This is a genomic window from Magnetospirillum aberrantis SpK (genome assembly GCF_011022235.1).
Classification (GTDB): domain Bacteria; phylum Pseudomonadota; class Alphaproteobacteria; order Rhodospirillales; family Magnetospirillaceae; genus Magnetospirillum; species Magnetospirillum aberrantis.
On record NZ_JAAIYP010000045.1, the window covers coordinates 150,124 to 161,987 of the forward strand.

Genomic DNA, 11,864 nt, shown 5'->3' on the forward strand with positions numbered 1-11,864 from the left:
CTAGTTGTGGAGTCGCATGACGTTGTCGCCGGTCAGACCGAGTCGGCTGATGGGTGTCTGCGCCTTCAAGCTACCATGCGGTCGGTGCCAATTGTAGCGGTGAAGGCCGCAGTCGGCCCGCTTGCTGGCCCCGTTTGACGGTGCCAGCCTTGGCGATGGTGCAAGCACCGTGGTTTGCACCGATGCCAAGGGCGAGGTGATGGGGCAGGTTCATGTTCTGACCGGGCCGGAACGGCGGCGGCATTGGACGGCGGAGCAGAAGCGGGCGCTTGTCGCGGCGGCGTTTGCGCCGGGGGGGGGGGGGTGGCCGAGGCATCTCACCAGCGCATGACGCCGCCGATCGGCTTTTTCTTGGCTTGTTCAAAGCCGCGCTTGGTCACCAGGACCCATTCGTTGACCTGCATGAAGCGCGGTGCCAGGAACTGGTACAATTCGCGGATACGCGCGATGTTCTCTTCGGACTTCACCACGAACACCGTCTTCCACACCGGCAGGATGTCTTCCCACGGCAACAGGCGGCGGTGCACTTCGTCGCGGACCTCGCGGATGTAATCGATCTGGTTGTCGATATTCTTCAGCATCGCCAGGATTTCGCCGGTCTGGGCGTCCACTTGGTCGAAATAATCCACCAGGATCTTGAGCGCACGCTGATAGAGCCGCGCCACCTGATCCGTCGTTTCGATCATGCCGCGATCCGAGCTGTACAGGCGGCGCAGCCCCTGGACCTTTTCGTCGTTGCGGCTGATTTCCGCGTAGATGTCGCGCTCGGCCTCGATATAGGCCAGTTCCTTGGCCAGCGTTTCGATATACAGCACCACCTGTTCGCGGTTCTCGCGTCCCAAGCCCAGGGCCTCGGCCGCTTCCGAGAAGGCGAGCTGCACGTTCTTCTTGACCTGCGGGTCCTCGGCGATCTGCATCAGCTCTTCGGACGAGGTGAAGATGTGTTCGTTGCCGGTCAGCCAGGTGACCAACTGCATGGTCAGGCGTTGCCGGGCGATGCGCAGATGGCGTTCGGACGGTTCCCACGACGCCTCGCGCGTCAGGATTTCCTTGGGCAGCGGGTCGCCGACCCTGAGGCCGCGCACGAATTGCAGTCCCTCGGCCACTTTGGACAGCATCTGGCCGTCGGCGGTTTGGTCGGTCAGCATGAATTCGCGGCGGATACCATCAAAGCCCAGAACCGCCTCGTTACTGGCCAGCTTGATCACCGCCACCGCTTCGCCGGTGTCGGTCAGGCGGAAGTAAAGGTCTTCGAACGAACCGAAGAACTTGTGTTCGAAGTGGACGCAGTTCTCGCCCATTTCGGCCGCCGGCTTCTTGTCGGTATTGGCTTCACCAGCCATTCCACCCATCCTTGCCTTTCCCCGCGGCCCCGTCCCCAATCACGGTCGCCGCCCCCAAGGGATGACAGTATGCAGGCGCCGCGTCCGGCCGACAAGAGGTTGCCGTGCCGGGATTCAGGCGTCGCTTTCCAGATACAGATGCCCCTCGCGGCCATGGATATAGCCGTTGGCGAATTCGGCGCGCGGGCAAAGGTGTTCCAGTTCCGCCGCCGCTTCGGCGGACGCGGTGGCACCGGTAAGGACGCGGCGGAACAGCGCGGCCACCGCCACCATGTCCACCGCCTGCGGCCACAGCCTGAAACGCCGCACGCCCAGGGCGCGCAACCGCTCGAGGTCGGTCAGCAGGCTGAGGTAATGATAGGACATGGTCTGGGTGCCGTTGACCGCCAGGAACGGTTCGTCGTCCAGCGTATCCACCGCCATGCCGTCAGGGTCCTCGGCGCAGACGTACTGGCAACCGTCCTTGGCCAGGTTGCGCGACCGGGCATGATAGCACCGCGCCGAAATGGCCAGCGGCAGCCGGCCAAAGGCCTGGATTTCGATTTCGCCCTTGGCCGCCTTGACCAGGGTGCCCACCACCTCGGCCGGCAATTCGGCCGGCAGACAGGTGCGGATGGCGCCGATGCCTTCCAGATAGGCCAGCGTGCCTTCGTTGTAGACGTTGACCAGCGGGCCGACCACGAACGGCTTGCCGCCGATCATCGAGGCGACCGAGATGTCGTTGGCTTCGACCAAGGTGTCCTCGGTGCCGGCCAGGTCGCGGGCCTCGCGCAGTTCGCGCTCGGTCATGATCAGCGCCAAGGACGACAACACCACTTCCTTGCCGGCGGCGGCCAGCCGGGCCACCACCTCGGGGACCATGGGGGCGAAGAACGGGCTGCGCTTGGAGCACACCACCTCGCCCACATGCACGGTGTCGACGTCGGCTTCGTCGGCGACACGGAAATAGAAGTCGCGCAGCGCCTCGGGCTTCCAGTTGAACAGCACGGGACCCAAGGTCAGCTTGGGCTGGGAAACGGTCATGTCGGTCAACGCCAGGCCCTCTCGTACGCGCCGGTGGTTTGCCGGCCGCCTTCGGTGATGCGGTCAAGGTCCATGTCGGGCAACGGGCGTCCGGCCATCACCGCGTCGACGCCGGCGCGGAACGCCTGGACCACCGCCGCCACATAGGCGCGGCCGCGCTGGCGACCCTCGATCTTGAAGGCGGTGACGCCGGCCTTGATCAGGTCGGGCAGCATGGCCAGGGTGTTGAGCGAGGTCGGCTCCTCGAACAGGTAGCTGGTCTTGCCGTTGGCGACGAAGCGTCCCTTGCACAAGGTGGGATAACCCGCCGGCTCGCCGTGGCCGAACTGGTTGATGGTGAAACCGGCCAGTTGCGACTTGGTTCCCGAGGCCGTATCCACATAGCGGACATGGGCGGCGGGACTGCACACGCCGTTCATGTTGGGCGACTGGCCGGTGGCATAGGACGACAGCGCGCAGCGGCCTTCCGCCATGACGCACAGGCCGCCGAACACGAACACCTCGGTTTCGACCGGGCGGATCTGCGGGTTCAGGGCGGCGATTTCCTGGACGGTGAGCACGCGCGGCAACACCACCCGCTGTACCCCGAAGCGTTCGGCGTAAAAGCGGATGCTTTCGGGGTTGGAAGCGGCGGCCTGAACCGACAGATGCAGGCGCAGGTCGGGATGCTTGGCCGCGGCATAGGCGATCAGCCCGATATCGGCCAGGATCACCGCGTCGGCCTTCAGACGGGCGGCGTCGTCCACCGCCTGGTGCCACAATTCGGGGGTGCCGGCGCGCGGGAAGGTGTTGATGGCCACCAGTACCTTGGCGCCATGGTCGTGGGCAAAGGCGATGCCCTCTTCCAGTTCCTTGCGGCTGAAATTCAGGCCGGGGAAGTTACGGGCGTTGGTTTCGTCGCGATAGCCCACGTAGACGCAATCGGCACCGGCCTCGACCGCGCTTTTCAAGGCGGCGGGGGTGCCGGCGGGGCATACCAGTTCGGGGCGGATCAACTCCATCAGGCGTGTCCTCGACGGTTGGCCTTGCGCAGCGCCTTGACCTCGGCTTCCAGTTCGGCCAGCCGGGCGTCGCGGGCGGCGGCTCCGGCCATGGCCGGAGCGATCAGCGCCTGACGCAGGGTTTCGACATTGGCACGCAGATGCGACATGGTCTCGATGGTGGCGTCGGCCACCCGGCGTGCCGGGTTGGCCAGCGGCCCCAGCATGCTGGTCAGGTCGGCGATCAGGTCGATGCCGGCGCCGTCGATGGCGTTCCTCAGCGCCACCACGACCTCGGTGTCGCCTTCGATCACCAATTGTCGCGAGAAGAACAAGGCGTCACCGTCCACTTTCCCTTCGGCCAGGGCGATCAGGGTTTCCAGCGGGCCGCGGATGGTGGCGTGGGATTCATCCGGGTCTACGGCGCGGCGCACCGTCAGGCGCGGCTCGGCCATGTTGGGTTCCAGCAGCAAAACGAACGGCAGATCGACAGGATCGACGCACACCACCTTGTCCTGAAACGGTTCCATGCGTTCCAGGATGTCGGGATGGCGCTTCCTCACCACCCGCAGCATGGCGTCGAACACCGGTTGAAGCACCGCGGGACGCAACGGCTTGAGCGCCAGCCCCAGCAGCAGCACGGGCGAGAAGGGAGGCGTCATGGGTTTGGCCCCCGACCGATACTGAGCTTCCGTCATGGCTTGCTGGTCCCCCGATAAAGCGGCACGCATTCTGGGAGACGGTCATAGCCCCCCTCATTGATGGCCGTCAAGCAAGGTGGGCGCATGGGGGCCTTGGTTCCGCCGCTGTTTGGAGCTAGAACAGGAAACGGAACGGCACGCACAGGGGACGGCGGGCCGGGGAAACGGGATTCATCGGCACTTCCATGATCGTCGATATCGATCTTTCGCCGGTTCACGTGCTGATCATCGATGACAGCCGGTATGCCCGCTCGTTCATCAAGTCGGCGTTGTTTTCATTTGGCGTGCGCAACGTGTCCGAGGCCGGCGACGGTCCCGACGGCATCACCGCCCTGCGCGAGCGCAAGATCGATCTTGTGCTGGTGGATCACGACATGGAACCCATGGACGGCGTCGGCTTCACCCGTTTGGTGCGCGCCGGCGAGGTGGAATGCCGCGACGTGCCGATCATCATGGTTTCCGGCATGGCCGAGATGGAAAAAGTGATCGAGGCGCGCAATGCCGGAGTGAACGAGTTCCTGGTCAAGCCGGTCTCGGCCGATTCGTTGTTTCGCCGGGTGCGCAACGCCCTGGTCAATCCGCGTCCTTTCGTGGTCACCGATGCCTATGTCGGGCCGTGCCGCCGCACCGTCCAGCGTCCCGGTGTCGAGGGCGACGACCGGCGGACGGCGCCGCCCTTGCCGCGCCCGCGTCCGTTGGTCGACGTGCCGCCGGGCATCGCCCAGCCCACCATCCGCCGTGCCGTCGAACAGGGGCAGCAGGCGGCCAAGGACGGCGGCGACAAGACCTCGCGCAAGCGGTTCAAGGCGGGAACGGTGATCTTCCGCGAAGGCGACAGCGGCGACGAAGCCTATGTGGTCGAAGCCGGCCGCGTGCTGATTTCCAAGGACGTGGCCGGACGCCAGGTGACCTTGGGCGAGATCAACAGCCATGGCATCTTCGGCGAGATGGCGCTGATCGACGACCACCCGCGCATGGCCTCGGCCCTGGCCGCCGAGGATACGATCTGCATGGTCATCCCCAAGGCGGCGCTCAAGGCCCAGATCAATCGTACGCCCGATCTGGTGATCCTGGTGGTGGAAACCCTGTTGCACGACATCCGCAAGATGGGCCGCGAACTGGTCGAAGCCCGCGCCCGGCTCAAGGCCCGGCGGGCGGCGTCGTAAGGCCGGTTCCGCGAATTTCCGACCACAGGTCGGGAATTAAGGCGTATTCGTACCGCCCGGCGAATGAATTGATCCGTTGGACCAATTCACGCCGAGACGGTGACGCTCAGCGCCGCGCGGGCTTGCCGGCCGCCTGAACGGATCATTTCAAAGGGCGGCCGGTATCAGTCGTCGGCGGCGAAGCGGTCGAGGTCCAGCGGTTGCGGGGCGCGCGGGTCACCCGGCGGCGCCACCAGATTGATTTCCGGGATGGTGGAAATGCTTTGCGCGCGGGCCGCCGAGACCTGTTTGTAGGTCAGGGTGAACGGCAGCAGGCCAGCGCGCATGTCGGTGACGAAGGTGCCGCACGAGCGCGAGTAATTGGCTCCGGTGGCGAATTCGATGCGGTAGGCCCCATCGGGAATGCCGGCCACGCCGATGGTGTAGGTGGCGGGCACGAAATAGGCCACCACCGTATTGCCGGTGGCGGTCTTGAGCTTGACCACCGCGTCCTGGCGGCCATCGTTGTGGATCAGCAGGCGGTGCTCGCCGGTGGCACGGCGCACCAGGAGTTCGCCCGATTGCGGGGGGGCGCCACGGTTGTCGGCACACCATTCCTGTTTGAACAACGATCCCGAGCCGGCATAGAGCGACCGGGTCTGCACCCATCCTTCGACACCCGAGGGCGCGCGCACCTTGGACCATTCTCCGCCGTCGCTGTCCACCACCTGAACGGTGGTGAACCGGTCCAGCAGCGCCAGGACCGGAGCACCCGGCGCCGCCGCCTGACGCAGCTTGAGGTCGGGAATGGCCACATGGCGGATGGCGCCGATCTCGGCGGCGCGCACGGAAATGCCGGCCGAGGTTGTCACCGGCTTGTCCCACGGCCGGGTGACGATCAGCGCGAACATGCCGATCACCACCGGTAACGCCACCAGCGGTGCCAGTTGCGCCAGGAAGGCGCCTCCCGACCACGGCGCCCAGCGGCCGCGCAGTCGCCGGCCGGGAGTCGAGGGAATGTCGCGCACCAGATCGTCCACTTGACGCTTGTGCACCGATAGTCTGGCGAAGGAGGCTGCCTGGTCAGCCAGGGCGCGGGCCAAATCGAATTCATCGAGCGCCAGGAAAGCGCGGGCCTGGCGTATAAGCAAACGGGCGTTCTGGTCGGCCGGCTTGGTTCCACCCGACAGGTTGCGGACCAGGGCCAGCGGCGCCAGCACCAGGCCGGGCGGAGACCACCACCCCATGAGCCAGGTGACGGTGCTGGCCCGTGTCGCCGTACGGTCGGCGCAGTCCCGGCAGAAAATGCCTTCCAGGCGGCGGCGGCGGGCCCATAGCAGGTAACTTTTTACCTGGTGGAAGATGACGTAGCGGGGTTGGGCGGTGATCGCCCCGCAACACGAACAGGCGAAGGGAGTCGAGGGATAGTCGTCGCCGTCCTCGATCAGCGGGTGGACGCCGGTGGCGTCGTATTCGGCGCGGTGAACCACATCGCGCAATACGCGGTAAGCCTCGACCAGCCGCTGGAATTCCTCGGTCGCCTGGGGCGAGCGGTTGCGGTCGGGATGCACCGCCTTGACCCGCGAGCGATAGGCCATCTTGATGGCAGCCAGATCGGCGCCGGGGGCGATGCCCAGCACCGAATAATAGCCCTTTGGGTCTTGCGAGATGGTGGTCATGACAGTGTTGTGTGTGCGTTTCCCCTTTGCGTCAAGCAAGGGGTGTGCCTGCTACGCTTCAAGGATCGCCGCCAGCCCCGCCCGGTAGTCGGGGTAACGCAGGCTGACTGCCAATTCCTGTTTGATGCGGCGGTTGGAAACACGTTTGTTGTCGGCATAGAACGACAGCGCCATGGGCGACAAGGTGGCCTTGGCCTGTTCCCAGGGAATCTCGGGCGGGGCGTCGATTCCCAACAGGGCGCAGGCATGGGCGATGACGTCCTGGGGGGGGGCGGGGTCGTCGTCGCACACATTGTATGCCGCGCCGGGATTGGGGGATGCCAGCGACGCCAGCACGGTTTGGGCGATGTCGTCGACGTGGATGCGGCTGAACACCTGTCCCGGCTTGACGATGCGGCGGGCGGTGCCGGCCCGGACGCTGTCGATGGCGGAACGGCCGGGGCCGTAGATGCCGGCCAGCCGGAACACATGCACCGGCAGGCCGCTGGCCTGCCACGCCTGTTCCGCCGCCAGCCGGCGGCGCGAACGGTCCAGGGTGGGGTTGGGGGCGGTGTCCTCGCTGACCAGGGCGCCGCCGCAATCGCCATAGATTCCGGTGGTGGACAGATAGCCGGCCCAGGCCGGCGCCACAGCGCGCAGGCGGTCCCCGCACAGGTCGAGCACCGGGTCGCCATCGGAATCGGGCGGAACCGAGGACAGCACGGCCGTCACGCCGTCCAGCGCATCTTGAGGTAACGGATGGTCGCGGTCGAAAGCAAAGACCTCGATTCCAGGCAGGTCGGCCGCTTCGCCCGAACGGGTGGTGCCGGCCACCCGCCAACCGGCCGCCATCAGGGCCCGCGCGATCACTCGACCGGAAAAACCCAGCCCGAACAGGAAGAAACGGCCGCTCATCATTCCTCGCTTCGTTTTGGCCCGTATCACGTTGGTACGTCGATCACGGGGCTTGCTTTGTCGGGGCGCACGGTCAAAGTAATGCCGCAATCATCCGCTTCAAAGGGTTCCATGCGCCGCTTCGTTCTCCCGGCCGTTCTGGCCGCACTCGCCCTTTCCGCCCCGATGGCCCGCGCCGAGGTCATCGACGGGCTTCAGGAATATCGCAACTGTCTGATCCTGGCCAAAACCAAGCCGGAACAGGGATGGGAGGAAGCCCTGGCCTGGCAGTCGCTGGGCGGCGGCGAGGCGGCGCGGCATTGCGCGGCGGTGGCGCTGATCGGGCTGGGCAAGTACGGCGAGGCGGCCACCCGTCTCGAGACCCTGGCCAACGAAAGCGTGCGGGCCGACAGCGTGCGGGCCGACATGCTGGTCCAGGCGGCCCAGGCGTGGGTGCTGCAAGGCGAGCTGATGCGCGCCGATTCCGCCCAGCGCGGCGCCTTGCTGTTGAGTCCCGGCAATCCCGACATTCTGTTGGATCAGGCGGTGCTGATGGCACAGTTGAACCGCTATGCCGAAGCCGTGGACATCCTGAGCCAGGTGCTGCGCATTCAGCCCAACCGGGTCGAGGCGCTGGTGTTGCGGGCTTCGGCCTTCCGTTACCTGGACAACCTTCCCGGCGCGGCGGACGACGTCAACACGGCGCTCAAGCTGGACCCCGACTATCCCGACGCGTTGCTGGAGCGCGGTATCCTGCGGCGCATGCAAGGCGACGACGCCGGGGCTCGCGCCGACTGGCTGCGGGCCATCGATCTGGCCCCCGAGAATCCGGTGGCGGAGACGGCGCGGAGCAATCTGGCGAAAATGGATATTAAGGAAAAGTGACGAAAAACTTGGCATTTGCTGCTAAAATTTTAGCCAACTGGTGCGGATTGCGGTTTGATTAAAGTAAGTGCGCGATCTTGATTGTGGATGACAGCGCGAATCGAAGTCTGTTACCGTGATTTCCGGTTGGCGACTTACGGACGGTGAACGACTTGTCCATGGCAGGAACGCCCTTTCGCTTGCAACATCCGCCCGCATCGGCGGCCGCAGCCATCGTCGCCTCCTCTCGCATCCGCGTTATCAAGGCCTTCCCGTTCGGGAGGGCCTTTTCGTTTCCAGTTCCTCGGGGAGAACAGCATGGCCAAACGAGTCGCGCGATCCGCCAAATCCGAGTCCGTGGTTCCCTTGTATCCGGCCGACGCCGACTGGCATCCGCTGGGTGAGGAGGGATCACGCGACCAAAGCTATGTCCGCAAGGTGCGGCCGCAAAGCGATGGTCAGCGTGCGTTGATGGAGGCGGTTCGCGAACACAACCTGACGCTGGCCCTGGGGCCGGCCGGTACCGGTAAGACCTATCTGGCCATCTCGGCGGCGGTCGAGGCGTTCGAGGAAGGCCGGGTGTCGCGGATCATCCTGTCGCGGCCGGCGGTCGAGGCCGGTGAATCCCTGGGTTTCCTGCCCGGCGACATGCAAGAGAAGCTGGCGCCCTATCTGCGGCCGCTCTATGACGCGCTGTCCGACCGTTTGGGCGGCAAGAAGCTGCGGGCCAGCCTGTCCGACGGCACCATCGAGATCGCCCCTATCGCCTATATGCGCGGGCGCACGCTCAACAACGCCTTCGTGGTGATCGACGAGGCGCAGAACTGCACCTATGGCCAGATCAAGATGCTGCTGACCCGCCTGGGGTGGCATTCCTCCATGGTCCTGACCGGCGACCCCGACCAGACGGATCTGTTGCCGGGCCTGTCGGGACTGGCCGACATCGCCGACCGGTTGCGGGCGTTGTCCGATGTGGCGGTGGTGGATTTGGCCGAGGCCGACATCGTGCGCCATCCGCTGGTGGCCAGCATGTTGACGGTTCTGTGAGCCATCTCATAACAGAGTTTTCATTTTACAGGGATCATGCCGGCGTGCATGATCCCTCGGCACTAGATGTTGTGGGAGGGGAGCCCCATGGACGACATTGATTGCGCGGCCGAGCGAATCGAGGCTTTTAATTCGGTCGCGCTGAGGGCCGTTCTCAATCGCCTGGACGGCCCGTCGTCGTCGGGTGTGTGCGTCGAATGCGGTTGCGCCATCGAGGCCGAGCGGCTCAAGGCCAACCCGCAGGCCCGGCATTGTTGCGAATGCGCTGACGAAATCGAACGCGAAAGCCGCCGCGCACGCTTGTGTGGTCCGCGCTGAGCGTCTGTTCTCGTCGGAAGCCGGCTGTGCTATAGACAGTGACTTCGGCTGTCATTGTCCCAAGCGGTGAACGGTGATCTTCACGGTCTTTCGCACCACCTCGCTGCGCGTCAGGCTTTTATTGCTGGCGCTGGTGGCGTCGTTGCCCGTCATCATCTTCGCTGTCTTCGTGGTCGTGCAGATGGCCGCGGACCGTCGGACCCGCGACGAGGACACGTTGTTGCGTCGCACCGCCGCCGCCGCCGCCGCCGTGGACCGGGCATTGTTCGGTGTGTCCCGCGAACTTACCACCCTGGCGGTGGATAAGGATCTGCTTGAGGACGACCTGTCGCAAGCCTATGTCGAGGCGGTGTCCTTCGCCGCCCAGTCGAGCCTGGGTGAGTCCATCTCGCTGCTGACCCCCGATGGCCGCATCCTGTTCAACACCCGCCATCCCTTCGGCAGCGCACTGCCGCTCTCTGGCGATTCGGCGGGGGTTGCCGAGGCGGTGCGAACACGTGCCCTTCGTGTCTCCAACCTGTTCGTCGGCAGCATCGAGGCGCGTCCCGTCGTCACCGTGGACATGCCGGTGATCCGTCATGACCAAGTGGTTTACGTGCTGCACATGGTGATCGAGCCTGGGCGTCTGTTGGATCTCCTGCGCGCCCAAGGGTTAGACGAGGGATGGTCGGCGGTGCTGGTCGACCGCGACGGCATCACCATCGCCCGAACCCGTGACCCGGAATCCTCGATCGGACGCAAGCCCGGTGCCGGTCTGTTGCAGGCGATCGCCGAAGGGCGCCAGGGAACTTACGAAACCACGACCCGCGAGGGGGTTCCTGTTCTTGCCGCCTTTCAGCACACCCAGAACGGTCAATGGGTGGTGGCGGTGGGGGCGCCGCTCGCCGAGTTCGCCGCCCAGCGCACCCGCTTCCTGATGGTGCTTCTGGGGGGGGCGGTCCTGATCCTGGGAATGGCCTGGCTGTTGACGTTGCGCATGGCCCGGCGGCTGGAACAGCGGCTGGCGGATGTGGGGGCGTTGGCCGGACGGCTTGGCGCCGGGGCGCCGGTTTGTCCCGTTCCGACCGGAATTCGCGAACTGGATGCGGTGGGACAGTCGTTGGCCCGCGCGGCGACCTTGATCGCCAGCCGCGAGGCGGCGTTGACCCGCGCCGGCAAGGTCGCCAAGAACGCCCTGGCATCGAAAGCGAAGTTCTTCGCGGCCGCCAACCACGATCTGCGCCAGCCGGTGCAATCGTTGTTCCTGTTCCATGCCACGCTTTCCAGCATGCTGTCGCCCGAGCACCCGGCGCGCCGCCCGCTGGAATACGCCGAACGTTCGTTGCAGGCGCTGGAATTGTTGCTGGACGGTCTGCGCGACGTGTCGCGGCTGGATGCCGGCGCGGTGGTGCCGGTGATGGCGCCGCTGGCGCTTGACACCTTGCTGGACCCGCTGGCCGAGGAATACCGGCTGCGGGGGGCCGAATTGGGGGTGACGGTTCGTTACGTGCCGACGTCGCTGGTGGTTCGCACCGACCGTGCCTTGCTGGAACGGATCGTGCGCAATCTGTTGGAAAACGCCATCCGTTATACCCCGCGCGGTGGGCGGGTATTGATGGGATGCCGCCGCCGTGGCGGCCATGCCCGCCTTCTCGTGGCCGACACCGGCATCGGCATGCCCGCCGACCAGTTGGGACAGATTTTCGAAGAGTTCCACCAATTGGGCAACCCGGCCCGCGACAGCACGCTGGGGCTGGGGCTGGGGCTGGCCATCGTGCGCCGGTCCTGCGATCTGCTCGGTCATGGTGTCAGCGTCAACTCGACGGAAGGAAAAGGATCGGTCTTCACCATCCATCTCCCGCGAAACGAGGATTAGAGGGCTTTCGCGCATCCTGGGCTGACGGCACTTCCG

General features: G+C 65.6%; 11 protein-coding genes and 1 pseudogene. 5 read left to right on the forward strand and 7 right to left on the reverse strand.

All coding sequences use genetic code 11. The annotated features are described in order from the left end of the window. The 5 genes and pseudogenes from G4223_RS18740 to ubiT all read right to left on the reverse strand — a co-directional run. Positions 1-108 (reverse strand): annotated as a pseudogene (locus G4223_RS18740) (IS481 family transposase); the annotation flags it as partial. A gap of 209 nt (positions 109-317) precedes the next feature. After that, entirely contained in the window at positions 318-1,343 is a 1,026-nt protein-coding gene (locus G4223_RS18745) for a hypothetical protein (RefSeq protein WP_241004215.1), read from the reverse strand. 114 nt (positions 1,344-1,457) lie between these two features. Then, the gene (gene ubiV, locus G4223_RS18750) at positions 1,458-2,366 is read right to left on the reverse strand and encodes a ubiquinone anaerobic biosynthesis protein UbiV (protein WP_163682866.1); all 909 of its coding nucleotides are present in this window, start codon (positions 2,364-2,366) and stop codon (positions 1,458-1,460) included. A gap of 5 nt (positions 2,367-2,371) precedes the next feature. Next, positions 2,372-3,367 (reverse strand): ubiquinone anaerobic biosynthesis protein UbiU, encoded by a 996-nt coding sequence (gene ubiU, locus G4223_RS18755; RefSeq protein ID WP_163682868.1) that lies wholly within the window; start codon positions 3,365-3,367, stop codon positions 2,372-2,374. Continuing rightward, entirely contained in the window at positions 3,367-4,008 is a 642-nt protein-coding gene (ubiT, locus tag G4223_RS18760) for a ubiquinone anaerobic biosynthesis accessory factor UbiT (RefSeq protein ID WP_241004216.1), read from the reverse strand. The genes ubiU and ubiT overlap by 1 nt, the downstream gene beginning before the upstream one ends. 224 nt (positions 4,009-4,232) lie before the next feature. Between ubiT and G4223_RS18765 the strand changes: the two genes are divergently transcribed. Beyond that, positions 4,233-5,213, forward strand: coding sequence for a response regulator (locus tag G4223_RS18765; protein ID WP_163682872.1), 981 nt, complete (start codon positions 4,233-4,235; stop codon positions 5,211-5,213). A gap of 164 nt (positions 5,214-5,377) precedes the next feature. Here the strand turns inward: G4223_RS18765 and G4223_RS18770 are convergent, their stop codons facing one another. Then, a complete protein-coding gene (locus G4223_RS18770; protein WP_163682874.1) occupies positions 5,378-6,871 on the reverse strand; it encodes a DnaJ domain-containing protein in 1,494 nt (497 codons plus the stop codon). 51 nt (positions 6,872-6,922) lie between these two features. Further along, a complete protein-coding gene (locus G4223_RS18775; protein WP_163682909.1) occupies positions 6,923-7,765 on the reverse strand; it encodes an SDR family oxidoreductase in 843 nt (280 codons plus the stop codon). A 111-nt stretch (positions 7,766-7,876) separates the two neighbouring features. On the opposite strand from G4223_RS18775, the gene G4223_RS18780 reads away from it, so the two are divergent. The 4 genes from G4223_RS18780 to G4223_RS18795 all read left to right on the forward strand — a co-directional run bounded on the left by G4223_RS18780 (position 7,877) and on the right by G4223_RS18795 (position 11,828). After that, positions 7,877-8,629 (forward strand): tetratricopeptide repeat protein, encoded by a 753-nt coding sequence (locus G4223_RS18780; RefSeq protein WP_163682876.1) that lies wholly within the window; start codon positions 7,877-7,879, stop codon positions 8,627-8,629. Between the two features lie 297 nt (positions 8,630-8,926). Further along, positions 8,927-9,655, forward strand: a complete 729-nt coding sequence (locus G4223_RS18785) for a PhoH family protein (RefSeq protein WP_163682878.1) — start codon at positions 8,927-8,929, stop codon at positions 9,653-9,655. An 87-nt stretch (positions 9,656-9,742) separates the two neighbouring features. Continuing rightward, positions 9,743-9,973 (forward strand): TraR/DksA family transcriptional regulator, encoded by a 231-nt coding sequence (locus G4223_RS18790; RefSeq protein WP_163682880.1) that lies wholly within the window; start codon positions 9,743-9,745, stop codon positions 9,971-9,973. 73 nt (positions 9,974-10,046) lie between these two features. Beyond that, positions 10,047-11,828, forward strand: coding sequence for an ATP-binding protein (locus tag G4223_RS18795; RefSeq protein WP_163682881.1), 1,782 nt, complete (start codon positions 10,047-10,049; stop codon positions 11,826-11,828). Positions 11,829-11,864 lie beyond the last annotated feature (36 nt).